The 25,216-nt window shown below is 59.5% G+C and carries 21 protein-coding genes and 4 tRNA genes; 11 read left to right on the forward strand and 14 right to left on the reverse strand.

The genetic code is table 11. The features are described from left to right. Positions 1–12: 12 nt before the first annotated feature. From L1075_RS11410 to L1075_RS11435, 6 genes are all read left to right on the forward strand, one after another. Complete coding sequence (locus tag L1075_RS11410) at positions 13–501, forward strand: hypothetical protein (protein ID WP_040241478.1); 489 nt, start codon at positions 13–15, stop codon at positions 499–501. A 45-nt stretch (positions 502–546) separates the two neighbouring features. Further along, positions 547–1,584, forward strand: coding sequence for an asparaginase (locus tag L1075_RS11415; protein WP_040241481.1), 1,038 nt, complete (start codon positions 547–549; stop codon positions 1,582–1,584). A 132-nt stretch (positions 1,585–1,716) separates the two neighbouring features. Beyond that, on the forward strand, positions 1,717–2,472 hold the full coding sequence (queC, locus tag L1075_RS11420) for a 7-cyano-7-deazaguanine synthase QueC (protein ID WP_246894494.1): 756 nt from the start codon (positions 1,717–1,719) through the stop codon (positions 2,470–2,472). Then, the gene (gene queE / locus L1075_RS11425) at positions 2,472–3,116 is read left to right on the forward strand and encodes a 7-carboxy-7-deazaguanine synthase (protein WP_246941910.1); all 645 of its coding nucleotides are present in this window, start codon (positions 2,472–2,474) and stop codon (positions 3,114–3,116) included. The genes queC and queE overlap by 1 nt, the downstream gene beginning before the upstream one ends. Continuing rightward, entirely contained in the window at positions 3,116–3,955 is an 840-nt protein-coding gene (locus tag L1075_RS11430) for a 6-pyruvoyl trahydropterin synthase family protein (RefSeq protein WP_040241486.1), read from the forward strand. Before queE ends, L1075_RS11430 begins: the two co-directional genes overlap by 1 nt. A gap of 48 nt (positions 3,956–4,003) precedes the next feature. Next, on the forward strand, positions 4,004–4,264 hold the full coding sequence (locus tag L1075_RS11435; RefSeq protein ID WP_246894493.1) for a YkgJ family cysteine cluster protein: 261 nt from the start codon (positions 4,004–4,006) through the stop codon (positions 4,262–4,264). A gap of 99 nt (positions 4,265–4,363) precedes the next feature. Here the strand turns inward: L1075_RS11435 and L1075_RS11440 are convergent, their stop codons facing one another. The 10 genes from L1075_RS11440 to L1075_RS11485 form a co-directional block, all read right to left on the reverse strand. Next, a complete protein-coding gene (locus tag L1075_RS11440) occupies positions 4,364–6,172 on the reverse strand; it encodes a SurA N-terminal domain-containing protein (RefSeq protein WP_246894492.1) in 1,809 nt (602 codons plus the stop codon). 254 nt (positions 6,173–6,426) lie between these two features. Beyond that, complete coding sequence (locus L1075_RS11445; RefSeq protein ID WP_040241491.1) at positions 6,427–6,699, reverse strand: HU family DNA-binding protein; 273 nt, start codon at positions 6,697–6,699, stop codon at positions 6,427–6,429. A 176-nt stretch (positions 6,700–6,875) separates the two neighbouring features. Further along, positions 6,876–9,284 carry an endopeptidase La gene (gene lon / locus L1075_RS11450; protein ID WP_040241494.1) on the reverse strand — a complete coding sequence of 803 codons (2,409 nt, stop codon included), beginning with the start codon at positions 9,282–9,284 and terminating at the stop codon, positions 6,876–6,878. A gap of 173 nt (positions 9,285–9,457) precedes the next feature. Next, positions 9,458–10,738 carry an ATP-dependent Clp protease ATP-binding subunit ClpX gene (gene clpX / locus L1075_RS11455; RefSeq protein WP_040241497.1) on the reverse strand — a complete coding sequence of 427 codons (1,281 nt, stop codon included), beginning with the start codon at positions 10,736–10,738 and terminating at the stop codon, positions 9,458–9,460. 89 nt (positions 10,739–10,827) lie between these two features. Beyond that, positions 10,828–11,448: an ATP-dependent Clp endopeptidase proteolytic subunit ClpP gene (gene clpP, locus L1075_RS11460; RefSeq protein WP_040241499.1), complete on the reverse strand. Its 621-nt coding sequence runs from the start codon at positions 11,446–11,448 to the stop codon at positions 10,828–10,830. A 96-nt stretch (positions 11,449–11,544) separates the two neighbouring features. Next, entirely contained in the window at positions 11,545–12,897 is a 1,353-nt protein-coding gene (tig, locus tag L1075_RS11465; protein WP_246941912.1) for a trigger factor, read from the reverse strand. A gap of 276 nt (positions 12,898–13,173) precedes the next feature. After that, positions 13,174–13,248: transfer RNA gene (locus tag L1075_RS11470), tRNA-His, on the reverse strand. Positions 13,249–13,281: 33 nt separating this feature from the next. Further along, positions 13,282–13,356 (reverse strand) — tRNA-His (locus L1075_RS11475). Positions 13,357–13,435: 79 nt separating this feature from the next. Continuing rightward, positions 13,436–13,512, reverse strand: a tRNA-Arg gene (locus tag L1075_RS11480). 56 nt (positions 13,513–13,568) lie between these two features. Beyond that, positions 13,569–13,645: transfer RNA gene (locus tag L1075_RS11485), tRNA-Pro, on the reverse strand. Positions 13,646–13,866: 221 nt separating this feature from the next. On the opposite strand from L1075_RS11485, the gene folD reads away from it, so the two are divergent. Genes folD through mtnN form a run of 3 tightly spaced genes read left to right on the forward strand, consistent with a single transcriptional unit; the run spans position 13,867 to position 15,983 of the window. Further along, entirely contained in the window at positions 13,867–14,730 is an 864-nt protein-coding gene (gene folD, locus L1075_RS11490) for a bifunctional methylenetetrahydrofolate dehydrogenase/methenyltetrahydrofolate cyclohydrolase FolD (protein WP_246894490.1), read from the forward strand. A gap of 54 nt (positions 14,731–14,784) precedes the next feature. Continuing rightward, positions 14,785–15,252 carry an S-ribosylhomocysteine lyase gene (locus L1075_RS11495; RefSeq protein WP_040241507.1) on the forward strand — a complete coding sequence of 156 codons (468 nt, stop codon included), beginning with the start codon at positions 14,785–14,787 and terminating at the stop codon, positions 15,250–15,252. Between the two features lie 23 nt (positions 15,253–15,275). After that, positions 15,276–15,983, forward strand: coding sequence for a 5'-methylthioadenosine/S-adenosylhomocysteine nucleosidase (gene mtnN, locus L1075_RS11500; protein ID WP_040241510.1), 708 nt, complete (start codon positions 15,276–15,278; stop codon positions 15,981–15,983). Between the two features lie 89 nt (positions 15,984–16,072). Here the strand turns inward: mtnN and cysS are convergent, their stop codons facing one another. Both cysS and L1075_RS11510 read right to left on the reverse strand, forming a co-directional pair. After that, complete coding sequence (cysS, locus tag L1075_RS11505) at positions 16,073–17,458, reverse strand: cysteine--tRNA ligase (RefSeq protein WP_246894489.1); 1,386 nt, start codon at positions 17,456–17,458, stop codon at positions 16,073–16,075. A 12-nt stretch (positions 17,459–17,470) separates the two neighbouring features. Then, positions 17,471–19,150: a glutamine--tRNA ligase/YqeY domain fusion protein gene (locus L1075_RS11510; RefSeq protein ID WP_246941914.1), complete on the reverse strand. Its 1,680-nt coding sequence runs from the start codon at positions 19,148–19,150 to the stop codon at positions 17,471–17,473. A gap of 167 nt (positions 19,151–19,317) precedes the next feature. On the opposite strand from L1075_RS11510, the gene L1075_RS11515 reads away from it, so the two are divergent. After that, a complete protein-coding gene (locus L1075_RS11515; protein WP_178997395.1) occupies positions 19,318–19,812 on the forward strand; it encodes a peptidylprolyl isomerase in 495 nt (164 codons plus the stop codon). An 85-nt stretch (positions 19,813–19,897) separates the two neighbouring features. Then, positions 19,898–20,626, forward strand: a complete 729-nt coding sequence (locus tag L1075_RS11520) for a UDP-2,3-diacylglucosamine diphosphatase (RefSeq protein ID WP_246941916.1) — start codon at positions 19,898–19,900, stop codon at positions 20,624–20,626. 17 nt (positions 20,627–20,643) lie between these two features. Here the strand turns inward: L1075_RS11520 and L1075_RS11525 are convergent, their stop codons facing one another. Both L1075_RS11525 and L1075_RS11530 read right to left on the reverse strand, forming a co-directional pair. Then, entirely contained in the window at positions 20,644–24,519 is a 3,876-nt protein-coding gene (locus tag L1075_RS11525) for an ATP-binding protein (RefSeq protein WP_246941918.1), read from the reverse strand. A 43-nt stretch (positions 24,520–24,562) separates the two neighbouring features. Beyond that, positions 24,563–25,189, reverse strand: a complete 627-nt coding sequence (locus L1075_RS11530; RefSeq protein WP_246894486.1) for a MiaE family protein — start codon at positions 25,187–25,189, stop codon at positions 24,563–24,565. Positions 25,190–25,216: the final 27 nt, after the last annotated feature.

The raw sequence follows: 25,216 nt of genomic DNA on the forward strand, positions 1-25,216 counted from the left end.
AAGGAGCTGTGCATGCTCGAGTGGTTGCAAGATCGCCTGTCCCGCCAACAAGGCATTGCCATCTGGGTCGTCAAACAAGTCGACGATACGACCTTGCATCTTTGCGGCAAGGGGATGGCAGAGGGAACGGAGCGAGTGTCGCGTCGCCGACGCGCATTGGGTCGCGGCACTTTCGTGGGGCCGGTGCGCATCGGTGAGCACCACGAGGTCTTGCATTCCAATCTTTTCGCATGGCTACCGCTACGCGACGAATTACGCTTGATCGATGACCGTGAAGTCGAGTACGCCGGTCGTCGTTACCACGTTTCCTGGGTCCCCGAGCGTTGCTGGCGCTTCCAGGGCCCACTGATTTCTCACCCTCAGCGCAACGACGGCAAATTGCGCTTCGTCAGCCATGAAGACGTCGCTGCGATACGCGAAAAGACCACCGCCCCGAGCGCCTCGACAACGCCATCGCGCAACGTCGATGGGTGGTCACTGGCCGCACGAGACGACGACTAGTTATCATCGCGCCATACCGATATCTTTCCGGACACCCGTGACACCATGACCTCCAACACCGTTCTCGTCCTTTATGCCGGCGGCACCCTCGGCATGTTCGATGGGCCTCAAGGACTTCGCCCCGGTAGCGACTTCGAGGCGCGTCTGCGCCAAGCCTTCACGCACCTCGCAGCGTACCGGCGCGATGCCATACCACCTTTTGAAATGCTCGAATACACGACGCCCATCGACTCGAGCAGCGCCACGCCCGCCGACTGGCAACGCCTGGCACGTGACATTGCCGACCGCTATGCGGACTATGCCGGCTTTGTGGTGCTGCATGGCACCGATACGTTGGCGTGGTCGGCTTCGAGCCTAGCCTTCCAATTACAGGGCCTAGGCAAACCCGTCGTTGTCACGGGGGCGCAGAAACCGCTGGAAGCGCCCCACAGCGATGCACTCGACAACGTCGAAACGGCGCTACGCTTCGCTGCTCGGACGGATCTCACTGAAGTCGCCATCGCCTTCGGCGGCAAACTCATGCGCGGCTGCCGCACCCGCAAATGGGATACTCAAGCGTTCGATGCCTTTCACGCCCCCAACTGGCCGCTGCTGGGCGAGATCATCGATGACGAGCCGGTCCTCTATGCCGCGCGATGCCTTTCACCCGCTGGCGCGCCACGCTTCGAGCTCCCCGACTTGGCACCCACGTCGGCGGTCATACGCCTGCCATTGTGGCCTGGCATTAAGGCACGCCAGATCGCGCAATTGCTCGACGACGACACGATACATGGCGCCGTTCTCGAAAGTTGGGGTAGTGGTAATATCCCCGAAAACACCGCACTGGCAGGCGAACTGGCCACCGCCAGCAGCCGTGGCATGTTGCTCGCCGTCATTAGTCAGTGCCCGCACGGCCCCGTGACGCTAGGCACATACGCCAGCGGCAATGTGCTCAAGGATATCGGCGCGCTCGCCGGCGACGACATGACGCCAGAAGCAGCCTTTACCAAGCTCGTCCACCTGGTCTCACAATCGCTGCCCGAGGCCCAGCGCCGCCGCCAGTTCCTGACCTCGTTATGCGGCGAGCGCAGCGCACTGGCTTGATGCCACGCTGGCCGGTGAAGGGCTCGCCGGTTACACTGTGCGCGCTTCGTCCGGACCGGATCCCGGGCGTGTCTCTCGCAAGTGTCGCGACACTTGCGAGAGGCTACAAATTCTCCGCTCAGGACAAATTTCATGACCGATACACCGCACCATGCACCTCAGCCCTCCGGCACTGAGGCAAGCGCCCTGACCGCGCTCACCACACCCGACGATACCGCCAAGGCCGTGGTCATATACTCCGGCGGGATGGACTCCTATACCGTTCTGCATCGCGCCTTGCGCGCCGGCTTCGACGTCCACGCCTTGTCGTTCCACTACGGCCAGCGTCACTCGCGTGAACTCGAGACTGCAAGCCAGGTCTGTCAGCAGCTGGGCGTCGCCCATCAAGTGGTCGACATTCGCGCCATTCACGGCCTGATCGGCAATTCCGCCCTTACCGATGCCGATCGCGACATGCCCGGGGGCGATTACGACGCCGACAACATGGCCGCCACAGTGGTGCCCAATCGCAACATGATCCTGCTCTCGTTGGCCATCGGTCACGCCATCAACATCGGTGCCAATGTCTGCTTTTATGGCGCCCACGGCGGCGATCATGTGCTGTATCCCGACTGTCGTCCCGAATTCGTCGAAGGCGTCAACGCCGTCGCCGCCGTCGCCGATTTCAATCCCGTACGTATCGCCGCCCCCTATTTGCATGACAGCAAGCACACCATCCTGGCCGACGGGCTGTCGATGGGGCTCGATTACGCCCAGACCTGGACCTGCTACCTGGGAGGCGAGTATGCCTGCGGACAATGCGGTAGCTGCCGAGAACGTCTGGCGGCCTTCGCCGAGCAGGGAGTCGATGATCCCCTGACCTATGCCGCACCGGAGAAGATGTCGTAATGTACAGCGTCAAGGAAGCCTTCTATACGCTCCAGGGCGAAGGCGCCCGAGCTGGGCGAGCGAGCGTGTTCTGCCGCTTCACGGGCTGTAACCTCTGGTCGGGACGTGAACGCGACCGCGCCACCAGCCACTGCCGCTTTTGCGATACCGACTTCGTCGGCACCGACGGGCAGAACGGGGGACGTTTCGAGAATGCCCAAGCTTTGGCGGCGCATCTCATGAGCCTCTGGCCTCACGCGCAAGAGGCCGCCGTGCCCTATGTGGTATTTACCGGCGGCGAGCCGCTGCTCCAGCTTGACACCCCACTTATCGAGTCCATGCATGCTCAAGGTTTCGAGATCGCCGTCGAGACCAATGGCACGCTCCCACCGCCCGGCGGCATCGATTGGTTATGCGTCAGCCCAAAAGGCGACGCAACGTTACGCATCACTCAAGGCGATGAGCTGAAGCTGGTGTTTCCGCAGTCTGATGCGATGCCCGAGCATTTCACGCATCTCGCCTTCAGGCATTTCTTCCTGCAGCCGATGGATCTCGCGCCACGCGGCGGACAAGGTACGACCATGCGGGACACCGTCGCCTACTGCCTTGATCATCCGCAATGGCGCCTCGCGCTGCAAACCCACAAGATCGCGGGAATCGACTGATGACCCTTTTCGTCAATCACCTCACTCACATCGACGCGTCGCTGTGGTCGCCCACACACGGTCTGATGGGCGCCAGCTGGCATGTCGATGCCGAACTCGATGGTGAGCTGGGCTCCGATGGCATGCTGTTCGACTTCGGAGAGGTCAAACCCTGGATCAAATCACGGCTCGACGAGGGCCTGGACCATACCTTGCTAGTACCGACCGAAGCACCAGGGATCCAGGTATTCGACTGCACTGAGGGGCTCTGCCTGCGCACGCAATTCCCCTACCCCATGGAGCTTCGGGGCCCACGTCAAAGCTTTACCTTGCTGCCCTGGTCAGAGATCACCCCAGAGCAATTGGCCACGCACCTCTCCGCCGAACTCAGCCGTCGACCACCCGCCAAGGTAGAGACGATTCGCCTGCGTTTGCGCGATGAAGACATCGAGACGGCTGCCTATACTTACAGCCATGGGCTCAAGCACCATGCAGGCAATTGCCAGCGTATCGCCCACGGCCACCGCTCGCGCCTGCATATCTGGCAGGACGGTCAACGCGCTCCCGAACTGGAGCGCCAATGGGCACAGTCACTGGATGCCTCCTACTTGATCCACGACGAAGATCTCGCGCCGCAAGGCGATGAGTCTCTGGATACGCTGAGTGTTGCCTATCGCGCCGATCAGGGGCGCTTTCATCTGACACTCCCCAGCGAGCGCTGCCATCTGCTCTCCACGCCCACGACCATCGAACATATCGCCGCATGGCTGGCGGAGAAGATCGCCGAAGAGACGCACAGCCGAATTCGCGTGCAGGCTTTCGAGGGAATCGACAAGGGTGCCATCGCCGAGTCAACGTGACCGAGACGTCAAACACACCCCCCATTATTTGCTATACGGAACACCTCCATGTCTTGCCGCGTCGGTTGCGGCGCGTGTTGTATTGCGCCGACTATCAGCTCTTCTATTCCCGGCATGCCCAACGGCAAACCGGCGGGCGTGCGCTGCGCTCAACTCGATGAAGATAATCGCTGCCGCCTTTTCGGTGATCCTCGACGGCCCAGCGTTTGCCATTCCTTCGATTACGACCGCGCTGTTTGTGGCGATAGTCGCGAAGAGGCGCTGACCATTCTCGAGGATCTGGAACGACATACTGGCACGTCTTGCTAAGCCTCTTGCCTTGATCGGCAATCTATAGGCAATATCCTGTACAAATAAAAAAGCGCGACTCTTAGAGTCGCGCTTTTTATCTTTACCCGTGGGTGTCGATCAATGACGCTCGATATCAGCTTCTTCGCGCAATGTCTCGGTCAAGCCTTGGATCGCGGCCTGAGCACGCAACCGCTGGGTCATTTGCGTGCTGTCACTCGCGCCACCGGTATCGCCGTCACGTACGTCGGTCAACTCGATGATGGCGACCCCCTCATCGGTAGGAGCTTGCCCGAAGCTGCTCCCCTGATCGGGATGCGGTAAGCGGAAAGCCTGGCGCAGCACGCCGTCGGGCGCGTCGTTTCCGTCGCGCGTGGCATCTACAACGCTCTGCCAGTCGAGTGACACTGTTTCCCCTTTCTTGAGCGCCTCGATCAATGCTTGGGCACGGGCTGCAAGCGCTTCGCGTGTCTTGACGGCCTGGGTCGCTTCACGCACCTGGCCTTTCACCTCATCGAGCGGCAAGGTCGTGGCGTCACGATGATTGGTGACACGCACCACGGCACGACGTTGGTCGTCGAGTTCCAGCACATCACTGTTATAGCCATTTTCCAGAACATCCTCGCTGAAGGCGGCATCCATCACACCAGGCTCAGCGAGTACGCCATCGACGCTGTCTCTGGAGACCCAGTCGCTCGTCTGCATCTCAAGACCGAGCTCGTCGGCAACGCTCTGTAAGTCCTCTGCCGCATAGCTTTGGTCTTCCAGCGCCTGTACGCGCTCGTTAAACGCATCACTGGAGTTGTCGAGACGCACTTGCTCGGCGAGCTGATCGCGCCTTTCATCGTAACTGGGGAAATCGATGTCGGTGACTTTGATAAGATGCAAGCCATCGCCGCCATCGACGATCGACGACACGTCGCCTTCACCCAGCGAGAAAGCGGCGTTATCGAATGCTTCGCCCAAGAAACCACGATTGATCACGCCGAGATCACCGCCCTGGTCCGCAGAGGCCGAGTCGTCAGAGTATTCAGCCGCCACCGCTGCAAAGTCTGCACCGTCGTCAAGCTTGTTCTGAGCTTCCTCGATACGTGTCATGGCTTCGTCGCGAGAACGCTCATCGCCGTAATCGACCATGATGTGTGCGACTTCGCGAGGAGCGTCCTGGCGCTCTTCTGCATAAGCGTCTCGCAATTGCTGCTCATCGACGTCAACATCTTGGGCCACTTCTTGCTGATCCAGCACGACGTAGGCGACCTTGACCTGCTCAGGCCGTTGATATTGATCTTGATGCGCGTCGTAATAGGCCTGCATGTCGTCTTGGCCCACCTCGACCGGGGCATCGAGATCCTCCTCAGTCAGTGCAGCATAGCGGAAGTCACGCGTCTGGTTCTGGAGAGCCTGCAGGCGATTCGCTTCGCTAGGTAGAACAAAGGTCGACAACGCCAAACCTTGCTGAAGCTGCTGACGCTTCATGTCCCTGCGCAGTTCCCTGCGAAACGACAACGGCGTGTAGCCTGCTTGCGAAAGACGGTTGGAGAAGACGTCTTGGGAAAAGCTTCCTTCCGAATCCTGGAACTCGGGACGGCTGACGATGAGCTGATCAATCTGGGCATCGGAGAGATGCATACCCCCTTCCTCGGCGTATTGATCCAGCAATTCCGTAGAGATCAGTTGGTCGGTGACCTGTTTGCGTAGCTCGCGCTCTTGGTCGGGCGGTACTTGCCCAGAACGAATCGCACGCTGGACCTGCATCTCGACCGCTCGCTTGCCGATCGATTCGCCGTTCACGGTCGCGGCGTCATTACTGCCGGAGGTGAAGACCCCGACCAGGGACTCGGCCCCGAAGAGTGCGAACGTCACGATGATCGCGCCGACGATCATTTTGGCGGCCCACCCTTGGGAACCCTCTCGAATTCGTTGCAGCATGCTTGCCTCGACGTGATGGAGATTCTTGAAACCAACGGGGATTATACCGGCATCGAGTGTGTCCCGGTCAAAATGGGCTCACACTACCAGCACGGCCACCGGCATGACCAGCACAGCCACCGGCATGAAAAAGGCGCACCGCTTACGCGATACGCCTCTTTGGCTGGACCGAACCGACACGACATCTCGCTTTAGACACGGCTTTCATCATGCGTCGCGCTCATGACGACCACCTCGGTCCCGCTCGACCGGTCTTAGTTGACCGAATCCTTGAGCGCCTTACCTGCCTTGAACGTCGGCACCTTAGCGGCGCTGATTTCAATCGTCTGACCTGTCTGAGGGTTACGACCAGTACGCGCGGCACGCTCCTTGACGGAGAATGTGCCGAAGCCAACCAGTGCAACGGAATCACCCTTTTTCAGACTATCGGAGACGGTCTCAACCATGGCATCGAGCGCACGGCCTGCAGCCGCCTTGGGAATGTCGGCAGATGCAGCAATGGCTTCGATCAGCTCGGACTTGTTCACACTTCACCCCTTGACTGTTTCGGTAATGACTGGAAATCGGCGCGAAACTTCCACTTCCTGAAGCGTCACAACAAAGGCTGGAATTTATAGCAATGCCACGAAACTCTTGTCAAGAAAGCTTCGCGCCGAGCCGCGCCATGCGCGGGTTCATACCACGACATGGTCGCTAAATTCTGTCAATGCGTACTGATATTGGAACGCGAAGGCTGACTAGTTTCCGCTAGGGAATCCCCGGTTTCAACCTCTGCCTTTCCGACCAGCGCCGCATCGAGAACTTCATCAATCCATTTAACGGGCCGGATATCCAACGCATCCTTGATATTGTCCGGCACTTCCTTGAGATCCCGGCGGTTTTCTTCCGGTATTAGCACCGTCTTTATACCACCGCGTCGCGCCGCCAGCAATTTCTCCTTGAGACCGCCGATCGGCATCACCTCCCCACGCAGGTTGACTTCACCGGTCATCGCCACGTCACAACGGACCGGGCGCGCGGTATATGCCGAGACCATCGCAGTGACCATGGCGACGCCAGCACTGGGTCCGTCCTTGGGTGTCGCCCCTTCCGGCACATGAATGTGCAGGTCTTCCTTCTCGAAACGATCAGGATCGATGTCCAGCGCTTTGGCACGCGCCCGCACCACGGTATGCGCGGCATCCACGGACTCCTTCATGACATCACCCAGCGAGCCCGTCTTGTTGAGCCGTCCTTTGCCTGGGGACACCACCGATTCGATATTGAGCAACTCACCGCCCACCGATGTCCAGGCAAGCCCAGTGACACGCCCCACCTGATCCTGCTGATCGGCCAGGCCATAGCTGAAGCGGCGTACGCCAGCGTAGGCTTCGATATCCGATGCGGCAAGCAATTGAGGGCCTTGCGCGCCTTGCTGCTTCTCGGCTTCGACACGCTCGCGCAGTACCTTACGGCTGACCTTGGCGATTTGGCGCTCCAGTTCGCGTACGCCCGCTTCACGCGTGTAATAGCGCACCAGCTCCAGTAGCGACTCGTCGGAGAAGCTGAGCTCTTCCTCCTTTAGACCATTGGCCTTAAGCTGCTTGGGTACCAGATACCGCTTGGCAATCGCCAGCTTCTCGTCTTCCGTGTAACCGGGCAGACGAATGATCTCCATGCGGTCGAGCAGCGGCTCGGGAATGTTCATCGAGTTCGCGGTGCAGATGAACATGACATCAGACAGGTCGTAATCCAGCTCCAGATAATGATCGCTGAAGCTATTGTTCTGCTCGGGGTCGAGTACTTCGAGAAGAGCCGACGATGGGTCGCCACGGTGATCCATACCGATCTTGTCGACCTCGTCGAGCAGGAAAAGCGGGTTGCGCACTTCGGCCTTGCTCATGCGCTGAATCATCTTGCCCGGCAGTGAGCCGATATAGGTACGCCGGTGGCCACGAATTTCCGACTCATCGCGAATCCCGCCCAATGCCAGGCGTACATAGCGCCGGTTGGTAGCCCGCGCGATCGATTGCCCCAACGAAGTTTTACCGACCCCCGGGGGGCCTACCAAACAGAGCACCGGCCCCTTGAGCTTCTTGACGCGCTTCTGGACGGCAAGATACTCAAGGATCCGCTCCTTGACCTCTTCCAAGCCATAGTGGTCTTCATCGAGCACTTTCTGCGCATGCACTAAGTCGTGCTTAACACGTGAGCGCTTTTTCCAGGGCACCGCCACCAACCAATCAAGGTACGAACGCACCACCGTCGCCTCGGCCGAGGTCGGCGCCATCATCTTGAGCTTGCCCAGCTCCTGACGCGCTTTCTCGGCCGCTTCTTTGGGCATGCCCGTGGATTCGATCAGCTGCTCGTACTTGTCGGCCTCGTTGGGCGCATTCTCGAGCTCACCCATTTCCTTCTGGATGGCTTTCATTTGCTCATTGAGATAGTACTCGCGCTGCGACTTCTCCATCTGGTCCTTGACGCGCGAGCGAATGCGCTTTTCCACCTGCAGCAAATCGATCTCGGATTCGATCAACGCCATCAGGTGCTCGATGCGATCACGCACGCGATCCATCTCGAGCAATTCTTGCTTGTCGCCGATCTTGAGCGACAGGTGGGCACAGATGGTGTCCACCAAGCGGCTGGGATCCTCGATTCCGGACAACGAATTGAGTACTTCGTTAGGAACCTTCTTGGACAGCTTGACGTACTGCTCGAACTGATTGAGTAGCACGCGCACCAGCGATTCTTGCTCACGTTCGGTCAGCGTCTCGCTTTCGCGGCGAACGGCTTCGGCCGAGACGTAACCCGCGTCGTCCTCATGAATATCTCGGACATCGGCACGGTAATCACCTTCAATCAATACCTTGACGGTACCATCAGGCAGCTTCAGGAGCTGCATGATTTCGGCCACCGTGCCGACATCGAAGAGATCGCCGAATTCCGGGTCATCTTGACCGGCCTCGCGCTGGGCAACGAGTAATATCCGCTTGTCGTTTTCCATGGCCGTCTCGAGCGCGCGAATCGACTTCTCGCGCCCCACGAACAGCGGAATCACCATCTGCGGATAGACAACCACATCCCGCAGCGGCAAAAGGGGAAGACTCAAGGTCTGTTCAGCGTTCTGCTCCATCGCAGACGTTCCTCAACAAATTCGGTGGATGGGCCGCGAGACGGCACTAATGCCAGAGAAATGGGGGCGCATCCAGCATGATGCAACCGTGCAGCCCTTCGGTTTCATGGCGCAAAACAGGGACACATACGAAAAGGGGGCCCTTAGGCCCCCACGGTGACTCAGGCTAGAGCTCAACCGTCCTTGCCAGCTACCTTGCTTTCTTCCTGTTGGGAATAAATCAGTAGCGGCTCACTGTCACCGGTGATGACAGAGGCGTCGATGACCACCTTGGTGACATCCTCCAGCGATGGCACCTCGTACATGGTATCGAGCAGCACGGACTCGAGGATCGAACGCAAACCACGTGCCCCCGTATTGCGTTCCATGGCCTTGTGAGCCACGGCACGCAAGGCATCCTCGCGAAACTCCAGCTCGACACCTTCCATGTAAAACAGGTGCGTGTACTGCTTGATCAGCGAGTTCTTGGGCTCGGTGAGAATCTGGATCAAAGCTTCTTCGCTGAGCTCGGTCAGCGTCGCGATCACCGGAACACGACCCACGAACTCAGGAATCAAACCGAACTTGACCAAGTCCTCAGGTTCGACACCCGCAAGGACATCCCCCATCGATTTTTCAGAGTCCTTGCTCTTCACTTCTGCGTTAAAGCCGATACCACCTTTCTCGATACGGTCCCGGATCACCTTCTCCAGCCCTGCAAACGCCCCGCCGACGATGAACAGCATGTTGCTGGTATCGACCTGCAGGAATTCCTGCTGGGGATGCTTGCGACCACCTTGTGGCGGTATCGAAGCTGTCGTACCTTCGATCAGCTTGAGAAGCGCCTGCTGAACGCCTTCACCGGAGACATCGCGCGTAATCGAGGGATTGTCCGACTTACGCGAAATCTTGTCGATCTCGTCGATGTAGACGATCCCACGCTGCGCCTTGTCGACATCGTACTCGCACTTCTGCAGCAGCTTCTGGATGATGTTCTCAACGTCTTCACCCACATAACCGGCTTCGGTCAGCGTCGTCGCATCGGCGATCGTGAACGGAACGTTAAGCAAGCGGGCCATGGTCTCGGCCAGCAAGGTCTTACCACTACCGGTCGGGCCGATCAGGAGAATGTTCGACTTGCCGAGTTCGACATCGTCGGTCTTCACATCGGCACGAAGACGCTTGTAGTGGTTGTAGACCGCCACCGACAGCACCCGCTTGGCACGGTCCTGCCCGATGACATAATCATCCAATGTATAACGGATCTCGCGCGGTGCCGGTAGGCGCTCGTCATCGCCCTCGGCATCGGCCTCCAGCACTTCTTCGCGAATGATGTCGTTGCACAGATCGACACATTCGTCACAGATGTAGACGGAAGGACCCGCGATCAGCTTGCGCACTTCGTTCTGGTTCTTGCCACAGAACGAGCAGTACAGCAATTTGCCGCTCTCGTCTTTGCCTTTGCCGTCAGCCATTCGTGTACCTCGTGATAGCGGCGGCCCTGACGAACCGCCGGTAATAAATGCATGTCTCGCTAATCGCTACCATGTTTGGTTAAACGCTATCAGGATACAGGGCGCTTATCCAGCATGGCATCGATGAGGCCGTACTCGGCCGCCTGGGCGCCGTTCATGAAATTATCGCGATCCGTATCTCGTGCAACCGTTTCCACATCCTGGCCGGTATGCTTGGCGAGAATCTCGTTGAGCTGCTGGCGGATGTTTAGAATTTCCTTGGTGTGGATCTCGATATCCGCGGCCTGACCCTGATAGCCGCCCAACGGTTGATGAATCATCATCCGTGAGTGCGGCAGGCAGTAGCGCTTGCCCTCGGCGCCGCCGGCAAGCAGCAAAGCGCCCATGCTGGCGGCCTGGCCGACACACACGGTAGACACATCAGGCTTGATGAACTGCATGGTGTCATAGATAGACATCCCTGCCGTCACAGAGCCGCCCGGCGAATTGATGTAAAGGTGGATGTCCTTGTCGGGGTTCTCGGATTCGAGAAACAACAACTGAGCCACCACCAGATTGGCCATATAGTCCTCGACCGGGCCAATCAGAAAGATAACGCGCTCTTTGAGCAGGCGAGAGTATATGTCGTAGGACCGCTCGCCACGCGCGCTTTGCTCCACCACCATGGGGACCAAACCGCCGGCGTTGCTGATATCGAACTCGTTGCCCATTGCGTGGCTTCCTTAATTCGGTGACTGATTGCTCCAGTGACTAGAGACCCGGCCGTAGCCGGGTCCAGGCACTTGCGACGGCACGCGGGAGAACGCTTAGGCGCTGGTCTCTTCCTGCGCTTCGTCCTCATCATCTGCTTCTTGCTGCTGTTGTGCCGCTTGCAAAGCCTGCTCATAGGACATCTCGACGTCCTTAACCTGAGCTTGCTCCAGCAGCTTGTCAACCGCCTTGTCTTCTAGAACCGAGGATTTGACCTGGTTCTTCATTTCCTCGTTTTTGAGGTAATGCTCAACCACTTGCTCAGGCTGCTGATACTGCTGCGCCAGCTCTTCGACGCGTGCCTTGATTTCGTCGTCGCTGGCGTCGAGTTCATTGACCTTGACGACTTCGGCCAGCAGCAGACCGACCTGAACGCGCTTCTTCGCCTGGTCGGCGAACAGCTCGTCAGGCAGTTGGGAAACATCGAAGTCTTCCCCCAAACCGAACTGCTGCGCGGCCTGGCGTTTGAGTCCCTCGGTCTCCTGCTGAATCAATGACTGCGGGACCGGAATGTCGTTGGCCTGCTGCAACGCTTCAAGCGCCTGCTGCTTGACGCGATTGGTCACGGCCTGAGATAGCTCGTGCTCCATGTTCTTCTGCACGTCGGCACGGAAGGCAGCGACACCGCCCTCTTCGATACCGAAGCGCTTGATGAACTCATCATCGACTTCGGGCAGCTGCTTGCCGGCCACCTTGTGCACTTTCACTTTGAAGGTGGCTTCCTGACCTGCCAGGTGTTCCGCCTGATAATCTTCAGGGAAGGTCACCTTGATCTCGAGATCGTCACCGGCCTGAGCACCCACCAGCTGCTCTTCGAAACCGGGGATGAAGCTATTGGACCCCAGTTCCAGCTCATGGCCCTCGGCGGCGCCACCTTCGAACGGCTCATCACCCAGGAACCCTTGGAAATCGACGGTCACCTGATCGCCATCGGCCGCGGCATGCTCGACCGTTTCCCACTCGGCATTCTGTGAACGCAGCGTGTCGATCATTTGATCGACATCGGCTTCGGTCACCTCTGCCTGTGGGCGCTCGATTTCGGTGTTTTCGATCGTATTGAGCTCGAACTCGGGATATACCTCAAGGGTCGCGACGAACTCCAGGTCCTTACCGTCTTCGTCGACGGTCGGCTCTACCTGCGGAGAGCCCGCCGGGTTGAGACTTTCCTGAGTGATCGCCTGCACATAGTGCTGGCGCATCATTTCGCCCACCACTTCGTTGCGGACTTCTTGGCCGAAACGCTGACGCACGACCGCCTGCGGAATCTTGCCACGCCGAAAGCCGTTCAGCCGCACGTTCTTGGCGGTTTCCTGGAGACGGGTAGCCACGGCTTGATCGACTTCGGCAGCCGGCACTTGGACGGTGACACGACGTTCGATCTGGGAAGTCGACTCAACGGAAACTTGCATGAATGATCCTCTACCGACTGGGGGCGTTCTGAAAATACGTATAAGACGAGGATTCTATGAATCCCCATTCGCGCTGGCAAGCGCACTGCAAAGTTTATGGGGCTGTATGCCTCATCTTACAAGGGAGAAAACGCGAAAAAAGGGCGAATAGTCATCGTGACGACGTAAGAAAGCCAAACGAGGCACCTCGGCACATGCGTGCGGAGTGCGAACCACGAAAGGGAGATTATACCAAGGGAGAAACAAACACGGGGGACAAAAGGAAGAAACCATCGCTGGGGTGGATGATGGGGATCGAACCCACGACCACCGGAGCCACAATCCGGGGCTCTACCACTGAGCTACATCCACCACGACGACGATTTGTTGCAGCCTATTCAAGCATGGGGTGGATGATGGGGATCGAACCCACGACCACCGGAGCCACAATCCGGGGCTCTACCACTGAGCTACATCCACCACAACTTGATACGCACGGGAATAATCCCGACATCGATACTCTTTTTGGCTTTAGCCTGGTGCGTTTTGGCTTTTAGCCTGGCGCGCCCAGCAGGACTTGAACCTGCAACCTACGGCTTAGAAGGCCGTTGCTCTATCCGGTTGAGCTATGAGCGCTTAATAACGCCGGCACAGACCCAACCTAGAACCGACCCTCGAGAGGATTCGGAGGTTGGTCGGGGTAGAGGGATTTGAACCCCCGACATCCTGCTCCCAAAGCAGGCGCGCTACCAGACTGCGCTATACCCCGTTACTCCGAGACCGCTTGGGCATGGCCAATCGAGCCCGTCGATGCGCAGCGTATTCTACGCATCTTCCTTGCCAGGTCAAGCCCTTACGTTTCACCTTCTGTCTTCCTCACGTGAGGGATACATTGACTGCGCCTCCCAGCGTGCGAAAATTGCGCCTCTTTCTCTAACGCCGCCCGAACGCCGCCTGGCACCGGGCCACGCATGTCAAAGGAACGAGTCGATGACCGCTCAGTTGATCGACGGCAAGGCGATTGCCGCTAACGTCCGCGAACAGGTATCTCGTCAGGTCCAGGCACGCCGCCATGACGGTAAGCGCGCGCCGGGGCTCGCGGTCGTCCTCGTTGGCGAAGACCCCGCTTCCGAAGTTTATGTCCGCAACAAGCACCGCGCCTGCGATCTAGCCGGCCTGTATTCGGTGCAACACCAGCTTCCCACCACGACCACTCAGACGGAACTCGAGGCATTGGTCGACTCGCTGAACGCAGATGCCGATATCGACGGCATCCTGGTACAGCTCCCCCTGCCCGAGCATCTCGACGAACGTCCGATTCTCGAACGCATCCGCCCCGACAAGGATGTCGATGGTTTTCATCCTTACAATCTCGGCCGCCTCGCCCAACGACTCCCCGTACTGCGCCCTTGCACCCCCAAAGGCATCATGACGCTTTTACAAGAGAGCGGCATTCAGGCACGTGGCTTGGATGCCGTCATCGTCGGCGCCTCCAATATCGTCGGGCGCCCCATGGCCATGGAGCTGATGCTGGCCGGCAGCACGACCACGGTCTGCCACCGTTTCACCCGGAATCTCGAATCGCACGTACGCCGTGCCGACTTGCTCATCGTCGCCGTCGGCAAACCCGGACTCGTCAAGGGCGAGTGGGTCAAGGAAGGGGCCGTCGTCATCGACGTGGGTATCAATCGCCAGGCCGATGGCAAGCTCGCGGGTGATGTCGAGTTCACGCCTGCTGCAGAGCGTGCCAGTTTCATTACCCCCGTACCCGGCGGGGTCGGCCCCATGACGGTCGCCTCACTGTTGGAGAACACCCTACATGCCGCCGAACTCCACGACGGCATGCACGCCTGACATACAGACGTTACAATGAATGATGCTACCGAGATCGCGAGAAGGAGTGGATAGATGAGCGATAAAGAAATGAACGTCGAAAGCTTTAACCTCGACCATACAAAGGTCAAAGCACCTTATGTACGTCTGGCTGGCATCAAGACAGGCGAGCAAGGCGATGCGATTCACAAGTACGACCTGCGCATCTGCCAGCCCAACAAGGCACACATGGAAATGCCCGCGCTGCATTCTCTGGAACACCTGATGGCCGAACTGTCGCGCAACCATACCGACAAGATTCTCGACATCAGCCCCATGGGTTGCCAGACCGGCTTCTATGTATCGTTAATCAACCACGATGATTACGACGATGTACTCGATCTGATCGACAAGACTCTCAACGATGTCCTTGTCGCCGAGGACGTGCCGGCCTGCAACGAAATGCAGTGCGGCTGGGCCGCCAGCCACAGCCTGGAAGGCGCTCAAGCCCTGGCCCGCGATCTGCTGGCCAAGCGCAATGAATGGAACCAGGTGTTCGCCTGATCGAGAAAGAGGCCACACCCCCCATGCGCAAGATCGCCATCATCGGTGCCATGGCCGAGGAGGTCGAACTCCTCGCCTCGCACCTTGAAAACGGCCAGACCCGCCAGCACGCCGGTTCGACCTTTCACACCGGCTACTTGCACGGTGTCGATGTCGTTATCCTTCAATCGGGTATCGGCAAGGTGAATGCCGCCGTTGGCACCACTCAAATGCTCGAGCTTTATAAACCCGACGTGGTCATTAACACCGGCTCGGCTGGCGGCTTCGGTGCCGATCTCGAAGTCGGGAACGTGGTCATCTCCAGCGAGGTGCGCCACCATGACGTCGATGCCGTGGTCTTCGGCTATGAGTACGGCCAGGTGCCGCAGATGCCAGCCGCCTATCTCCCCGACCCTCGCCTGGTGAACGTCGCCCGCGAGTGCATCGAGGGGCTCGGTGAGTTGCGCGTCACGGAAGGCCTCATCTGCACGGGTGATGTCTTCATGGCCGATGAGGCCATGGTGGCAAAGGCACGCGAGCGCTTTCCGAGCATGTTGGCCGCCGAGATGGAAGCGGCGGCCATCGCCCAGACGTGCCACCTTTACGACTGTCCGTTCGTCGTCATTCGTGCGCTTTCCGATATTGCCGGCAAGGAGTCCGACCTTTCCTTCAAGGCCTTTATCGATAAAGCTGCCACGCATTCGGCGCTGATGGTCGAAGCCATGGTCAAGCGCCTGGGCACGACATCTTGAGCCAATAACGATACCTGTCGGCAAGAAACAACAAAGCCCGCGACTATAACGTCGCGGGCTTTGTGTATCGGGTTTCCGATTGACGGAAATCAGCCGCCTTCGACCACCCAAGTCGTGCCTTCGCGGCTATCTTTCAACACAATCCCCAGCGCCGCCAATTCATCGCGAATGCCATCGGCGGTGGCGAAATCCTTGGCTTTCTTGGCCTGCGCCCGAGCCTCGATGCGCGACTCGATTTCTTCCTCGGTCATCGGCAGTTGCCCCGCCCCCGCCTGCAGAAAATCAGCAGGCGCTTGCTCGAAGAGGCCCAGCACACCGCCCAAGGAGATGAGCTCGTAAGCTAACGCTGGCGCACGTTCCGGAGCCTCCTGCTTGGCGCGGTTCAGCTCGCGCGCAAGATCGAACAACACCGCCAAGGCCTCAGCGGTATTGAAATCGTCATCCATCGCGGCCACGAAACGCTCGCGATGACGCGCGTCCACATCGCCCTCGACCGGTGTGACGCTCTGCAACGCGTTGTAAAATCGCTCCAGAGAACGGCGCGCCTCGCCCAGCGCGTCGGGGGCATAATTGATGGGACTGCGGTAGTGGCTGGCCAGAAGCAGATAGCGCACCACTTCAGGGGCATGCACCTCCAACACCTCGCGAATCGTGAAGAAGTTGCCCAGAGACTTGGACATCTTCTCGTGATCGACACGCACGGCGCCGGCATGCATCCAGGTGTTGACGTAGGCCTGTCCGGTCGCAGCCTCGCTTTGCGCGATCTCGTTTTCATGGTGAGGAAAGACAAGGTCCGGGCCACCGCCATGAATATCGAAGGTATCGCCCAAGCAGCACGTCGACATCGCCGAGCACTCGATATGCCAACCCGGTCGCCCCGCGCCCCACGGCGACGGCCAACTCTCCTCACCGGGCTTGGCGGCCTTCCACAGCACGAAGTCCAGCGGATCTTCCTTCGCGACTTCGACTTCGATACGCGCGCCCGAGCGCATGTCATCGAGATCGCGATTGCTGAGCTTGCCGTAGCCCTCGAAACGCCGCACACGATAATAGACGTCGCCGTTGGCGGCCGGATACGCATAGCCTTTGTCGATCAAGCGCTGGACCATGGCAACGATATCATCGACATGGGCCGTGGCACGCGGCTCGCGATCCGGACGCAATACGCCAAGGCGTCCTTCGTCTTCATGCATCGCGTCGATCATTCGTTCGGTCAGCGCCGCAATCGGCTCGCCATTCTCCTCGGCCCGCTTGAGGATCTTGTCGTCGATGTCGGTGATATTGCGTACGTAATCGACCTCAAAGCCGCGCCAGCGTAGATAGCGCGTGATCATATCGAACGCCACCATGACGCGAGCATGGCCGATATGGCAGTAGTCGTAGACGGTAATCCCGCAGACATACATGCGCACCCGTCCCGCGTCGAGCGGCGTGAACGTTTCCTTGCGTCGCGTCAGCGTGTTGTAGATCTGCACGGTAATCCCCTCTCAGCCTTTCTTCTGCGCCTTGGCCCAACCATCCTTGAGCCCCACCGTACGATTGAAAACGCGTTTGCCATCACGACATTCATGTCGATCGGCGCAGAAATAGCCTACGCGCTCGAACTGGTAGCGGCTTTCAGGTTCGGCATTGGCCAGACTCGGCTCGGCGTAGCCTTCGACGATACGCAGCGACTCAGGGTTCAAATGCTCGAGAAAATCGCCGTCGCGGTCTCGATCCGGCGCCTCGACCTGGAACAGGTTATCGTAGAGACGCACTTCGACGGGCACGGCGTGTGAAGTGCTCACCCAGTGGATGACGCCTTTCACCTTGCGCCCTTCGGGGTTCTTGCCAAGTGTGTCGAGATCGACACTGCAGCGTAGCTCCTGGATCTCGCCGTCGGCGTCTTTAATGACCTCGTCGCAACGAATCACGTAGGCATTGCGCAGACGCACTTCCTTGCCCGGCGCCAAGCGGAAGAACTTCTTGGGCGGCTCTTCCATGAAGTCGTCATGGTCGATCCACACCTCACGCGTCAGCGGCAAGTGACGCACGCCCATATCGTCACGTGCTGGATGGCCAGCCACCTCAAAGGTTTCCTGATGATCCTCGGGGAGATTGGTCAACACCACCTTGAGCGGCTTGAGTACGCACATCGCGCGCGGGGCGTTGTCTTCCAGGTCGGAGCGAATCGCATGGTACAGCATGGCGATGTCTACCATGCCGCCATCGGCCCGCGTCACGCCGATCATCTCGCAGAACTTGCGCACCGAGTCCGGCGTGTAGCCGCGCCGACGCATGCCCGAAATCGTCGGCATGCGCGGGTCGTCCCAGCCATCCACGATGCCCTGATCGACCAACAGCTTGAGCTTACGCTTGGAGGTCACCGTGTGCGCAAGATTGAGACGTGCAAATTCGATCTGACGCGGCTTGGCTGGCACCGGGAGGTTCTCGAGAAACCAATCGTAAAGTGGACGGTGATCCTCGAATTCCAGTGTACAGATGGAGTGCGTGACGCCCTCGATCGCATCCGACTGACCATGCGTGAAATCGTAAGACGGGTAAATCTTCCACTTATCGCCCGTCTGATGGTGGTGGGCGTGTCGAACACGATAAAGGATCGGGTCACGCAGATTGATGTTGGACGCCGCCATGTCGATCTTGGCGCGCAACACCTTCTCGCCCTCGGCAAACTCGCCCGTGCGCATGCGCTCAAGCAGATCGAGGTTTTCATCCGGCGTGCGATCACGATACGGACTCGGCGTGCCGGACTCGGTCAAGGTGCCGCGATACTCGCGAATCTCGTCTGGTGACAAATCATCGACGTACGCCTTGCCCTCGCGCACCAAATACTGCGCCCAGGCATACAACTGATCGAAGTAATCCGAGGCATAGCGTACTGCCCCATCCCACTCGAACCCTAACCACGTGATATCGGCCTTGATGGCGTCGATATAGGCTTGCTCTTCCTTGGCGGGGTTGGTGTCGTCGAAACGCAGATGGCATTGACCGCCAAACTGCTCGGCAAGCCCGAAATTCAGACAGATCGACTTGGCGTGGCCGATGTGCAGGAAACCGTTGGGTTCCGGCGGAAACCGAGTGACGATGGTATCCTGGCGACCGGCCTCGATTTCCTCGCGAACCTGATTGCGGATGAAATTCGGGGCGGAGTGGCTATCTACGCTCATGGGCTGTCTAAAGAACCTCTGTTCGTTCGCGAAGTGACCGGAGGGCACGTCAAAGCACTGGCTGGCGCCTCGACACGGTTTCGCCCGCGGGTGCAAAGCCGCTATTATAGCGCGACGCCAGCGCGCGACGCCAAGTCGCGCTCAGTTCTCTTCGCCAGGATACGCCCATGATCGTTCTGCAAACCAATTACGGCAGCATTCGTCTGCGCCTCGACCATGATAACGCGCCCAAGACCGCGGCCAACTTCGAGCAATACGTGCGCGACGGCCATTACGACGACACCCTGTTCCATCGCGTCATCGATGGCTTCATGGTCCAGGGCGGCGGCTTCGACACCCAATTCGAGCAAAAGCCCACCCGTGCGCCGATCGACAATGAAGCGGATAACGGCCTGAAGAACGTCAAGGGCAGCGTGGCCATGGCGCGCACGCAGGATCCGCATTCCGCCAGCGCACAATTTTTCATCAACGTCGCCGACAACGACTTCCTCAACCATCGCGACAAGTCCATGCAAGGCTGGGGCTATTGCGTCTTCGCCGAGGTCGCCGAAGGCATGGATGTCGTCGAGAAGATCAAGAACATCCGCACCACGCGCCGCGGCATGCATGCCGATGTGCCCGCCGAAGACGTCATTCTCGAACGTGCCTACATCGAGGATTGACGACGCACAGCGTCGCGCCGAATAACGGTGCGACGCTGAGGTACCTGACTCCAGCCACAAGCACGCCCATGAGGACGCCAGCACGATGACCACCCTGCTGATTTCCGATTTGCACCTCCACGCAGGCCAGCCGGACATCGCCCACGGCTTTCTGAATTATCTGGAGACCGAGGCGCGCCACGCCGACACGCTCTATCTGCTCGGCGATATCTTCGAAGCCTGGATCGGCGACGACTACCTCGGTGATTTGGAGCGTCAAGTCATCGATGCGCTAAAGCGCCTCAGCGACGCCGGCACCCAAATTTATTTCATGCATGGCAATCGCGACTTCCTGGTCGGTAACGCCTTCGCCGATGCCGCCGGTGCCACCCTGCTCGATGACCCGAGTCTCGTGACCCTGGGCAACCAGCGCGTCCTGCTGATGCACGGCGATAGCCTGTGCACCGGCGATGAGGAGTACATGAAGTTTCGTGCCATGTCGCGAGATCCCGAGTGGCAAGCTCAGATTCTCGCCTTGCCCGTCGAGCAACGCCTGGAACTCGCCAAGAGCCTGCGTCTGCAATCCTCGGACGCCAACACGCAAAAAGCCGATGCAATCATGGACGTGACGCCAGCGGAGGTCGAAGAGGTCATGCGCGCGCACGGCGTCACCACACTCATCCACGGTCATACGCACCGCCCGGCGGTACATGACTTCGACCTCGACGGTCAGAGTGCTCGACGCATCGTACTCGGCGACTGGCAGCCTGGCAGCGGCTGGGAAATACGTGTCGAGGACGACGCCGCGCCGCGGCTACGCGAATTCGCGATCTGATGACACTGGGCTTGCGATCATGACCGCTCGTGCTGAGGCTCGAAGGCACGATCCAGTTGCAAGCGCCAGCGCACGAGCATTGGGGCGTCGGTCAACGAGACCTGGCCCAACAATTGGCGGAAGCGTTGCCGCATATCGTCATCATCGGGATCGACAAGCGTTAGCCAGACTTCGCAGGCGTTGATCTGATGATGCCGATTCTCCTGCTCGCTCGCCACGCGATAGGCTTGTTCGGCCAAGCGACGCACGTCCTGAGGCGCATGCCCAAGGGCGTGGCGAACGCGCACCATTTGCAGGGTCAGCTCCGGCAGATACAACGAATCGCGTTCACGCGCGACCATCAAGCATTGGTCCAGATAGTCCTCGGCCCGAGCATATTCTCCCAACGCCACGCAAGCATCGCCGTACCACAGCAAAGGACGCTGATAACGATCTTGTCCCGTGGCCTCGGTCACCCGCTCCATGCTCTCTTCGAGCAGCTCCAGGCCCTGCGGGTCGCCGCTCATCGCCTTGTACCAGCCGAGAATGCCTTGCGCCGAGTAATGCCAGAGGTGCAGATCCGGCGTCGACGTCACCTCGTGCGCGCGTTGGGCGCGTGTCGCCGCCATGTGCACATGCCCCAACTGGCGATACAACGCCGCGGCGAAAATCAGCGACAACGCTAACGAGCCGGGATGCCTAATCGACTCGGCCAGGCGTATCGCCGCCTCGATCTGTTGTTCGGCACGCAGATAGTCGCCGCGCAGGCACAAGGCCCAAGCATGGTAACAAGCCGCAGCAACCTGCGGATGATCGGAAAACGGCAACCAATCGAGCACCATTGGCTGATGCAGCGGATCGATTTCCTCGAGATGCTCGAAAGCATGGCGCACGCGTCCCGCCCAATATTCGCAATGCGCTCGCGCATAATCCGCCAGGCGCTGATAACGCGGATCGACGAGGCGCTCGGCGAATGCCGACAAACGCGCCGCCAGGGCAAACGCATCGGCATGTGCATGGCGCTGGCTGCAGCCGACCCATAGCCCCCAAGTCACCAAGAACGGTTGTTCGTCATCCGGTTCGTCGTCTTCGACGCACCGCGCCTCCAGCGCCCCCAACATATCCTTGGCGCGCACGAAGCTCTCATGCGCCGTGGGCGAGCCATGCCCTTCGAGCGCAAAGGCAGCCTGGCCACGCACGGTCAAGAGGCTGATGTGACGCTCTTCCTGCGAGGCGAGATCTTGCAGGCAATCCAGCCCCGAATCGGCCATCTGTAGCGCCGTGCGGTTGGCACTCAGTTTGAGGGCGGCCCGCGCGGCAAGCTCGAAGTAGCGCGCCGCCCGCGCGTGGTCGCCACTACGACGCAAGTGAGATGCGAAATACCCCGGATGCTGTCCGATCAAGGCCGGGAAACGTTCCTCAATGAGCGTGACGACCTGGTGATGTAGCCGCTCCCTAATATCGCGAGGACAGGAAAGGTACGCGGCTTCCTGCAACAGCTGATGAACGAACTGGTAGTCGAACGGGCTATCGCCATGGCAGGGCTCGATGATCTCCAGGCGCTGCATATGATCGAGCACCTGCTTGAGACGTGTCTCGCCGAGCCCGGTGCATTCGCGCAGGAAGACGACCCGGAATTGACGCCCGAGCACCGCCGCGACATGTGCCACATCGCGGTCGGCATCGAGCTGCTCGATGCGACTGGAAAGAAGTCCCAGTAACCCGCGTGGCAACTCATCCACTTGGACGCGACGCCCCTCGCGCCGATCCATGTCGAGCCGCCGGCAAATTTCCTGCAAGTAAAGCGGCACTCCGTCGCAACGCTCGATGAGCTGCTCGCGCAAACGCGGGCTGATGTGCAGTCGATAATGCTTGGCCAATTGCACCAGCAAGCGCGACGACTGCATGCTATCCAGACGCCCCAGCACGATGTGCTGGTCCCAGTTGAGCCGCACCGGCAATGCCTCGCGCCCATGGTGACTGGCAATCAGCATGAAGGGGACATTGATCGGCAGGCGGGCCTGCAATGCCAGCAACACCTTGAGCGAGAGCTCATCCAGCCATTGCAGGTCATCGATGACCAAGGCCAGCGGGCGACTCGCGGTGATACGCTCTATCAGCGAATGGAAGAGTTGCGTGACCGGCTCGAGACTCTCACCCAGGTCACCGTCACCGCCATCGCTCAGCGCATGGTAGAGCACCTCACGTCGCGACTCGTCCAGCGCCGGTTCATTGGCCAACCAGGCGGCCAGTGTTGAGCTATCGACATCGCGGTCGAGGTACCAACGCAACAGTGCTCGCACCACTCCGTAAGGGGTCTGGGTCGACAAGCGGGTCGTCGGCTGCCAACACAGGGCGATCTCCTGGCTTTGCTCCAGTTGCCGGAAGCTTACCAGCAACGCCGACTTGCCCATGCCCAGCGCACCTTGCACCAGCACGCTCTGGCGCAACCCGATGACCACCCGGGCCAACGCATCACGCAACTGTCGCAGTGCCGCTTCGCGTCCAATCAAGCTCGGCGGCGTGGCATCGCGTCCGCCTTCGTCGACCCCCAGTACCAGCGCACGCAGGCGCACCCGTCCATCGGCAGCTAGCAAGCGTGTCGTCAGGCGCGGCTGCAGATCCAGCGCAGGCGGCATGTGCTGGCTCGCCTCTTGCGAAATCACCAGCTCGCTGCCCTGAGCGGCACTCATGAGCTCGAGCGCTGGTTGCGTCACCTGTCCCAGTGGGTCGGCCAGGCGGCGTTCGGGCAGATACAACCCACGTCCACTGTTGAGACCCGCGGCTAGTTCGAAACGTGGCGCCGGATCGCCCCCCGACCAGTGACGCTGTACCTCTTCGGGTAGCTGACGACGGCAATGCTCGTACAAAGCCACCAACTCGGCCAATTGGTGCGCCGGCCCATGGGTGCCGAAACAGGCTAGCCCTAGCCCGCCGGTGGCGCCAGGCAGCCAGAACCCACCCAGTAGGTGGCATTGGCGCTCCAGCCAACGCATCAGCTCCACCTGCAGGAGCAGGCAGGCATGCCCCTGGGCACGCTCCTGCCAATCGCCCTGCAAGTGCAGACGAATCGCCATCACCGATAGCTGGCGATAGTCGATTTCGTCTTCGCGCACGGGGGCACTATCAAGCGCTACAGCCCGCGAAAAAGCGCCCTGGGGCGAGGTAGGCGCCGTCGGCTGCGCACCACCCGACCAGTAGCGCGCCAGCTGTAAGAACTCGGCATCGGGCTGCTGGCCAGACAGTGCCAGCAGTTCCAGATAGGCATTGAACTGCTCATGCGCGGCGGCAATTTGTCCCTTTTCGGCTAGCTGGCGAACCAAGCGCTCATGAAAGGGCCCATACCCCGAGAAACGGCTCACCAACTGACGCAATACGTCTTCGGAAACGTCATCGACGCCATCCAGCGCATGCTCGATATAGGCGATCATGCGCTGGCGCCATTCGCCGCGCACCTTGACCAGCCAGCGCTGGAAGTCACTGCACTGCGGCAGATGCAGCTCTTCGACCAAATCACCGCGATACAAGGTGAGCAACTCGCCGATGGTGCCGATCTCGGGCGGTGCCTGCAGCAGCGTCTCGAGACGACGCACATCCATCACCCAATGCGATTCCAGATGCAACTCGATGCTTTGACGCGAGACCGTCAAGGCTGACTCAGCCTCATCGCCAAGACGTTGCCGCAGGCAATGCAAAGCATGGCGCAAATTGGTGCGCCCCGACGACAGGCCTTGATCGGGCCACAGCATCTCCGCCAGCCCAGCACGATTGGCCGCTTGCTCATTGAGCAACAGGTAGACCAACAACGCCTTGACCTTGTCATAGCTGAACTGGGTGAGCGTGGTGCCCCCTACCGTCATCGAAAAATGCCCGAAAAGCGTCAACCGAGGCGGTACCGGGGTGTCCTGAGTCATCGTCGTCATACCCTAATTGGGCCGGTACCACCGGCGAGCGCGATCACGCTGCCGACGGCACACCGCTGTGGAAACGAAAGCAGGTATCCGGTGATTCGATCAGTTCGCGCTCACGCTCGGCGAAGAAAGCGATACGCGGCGCGATATCCTGCGTGGCGTACTTCTGCGCCAGCGCCAGATAATCTTCGTAATGGCGTCCTTCCGACTTAACCAGAGCGCGATAGAACTTGGCAAGCTCATCATCCAGAAAAGGGATCAGAGACGCGAAACGTTCACAGGAGCGCGCCTCGATGAAAGCGCCGACGATCAGGGTATCGACCAACCGTTGCGGATCGTCCTTGCCGACATGCTGCCGCAACCCTGCTGCATAACGCGAGGCGCTGAGTTGGCGATAGCGCACGCCACGTTCGCGCATCAAGGTCACTACTTGCTCGAAGTGCAAGAGTTCCTCACGGGCTAGCTGCGACATCTTGGTCAACAATTCCGTATGCTCGACATAGCGATACATCAGATTCATCGCCGTGGATGCCGCTTTTTTCTCGCATTGAGCGTGATCTATGAGCAATAGCGACGGATGCGCCAGCGCTGCCTGGACCCAGGCATCCGGGGTCGCGCACGGCAAGAAATTCAAAAGTTCCTGGGGTAGCAAGGCGTTTGCGTCAGTGGACATGGCTTTCTTCTATCAGGTGAGCGGTCA

The sequence above is a fragment of the Chromohalobacter beijerinckii genome (assembly GCF_023061185.1).
Taxonomy (GTDB): domain Bacteria; phylum Pseudomonadota; class Gammaproteobacteria; order Pseudomonadales; family Halomonadaceae; genus Chromohalobacter; species Chromohalobacter beijerinckii.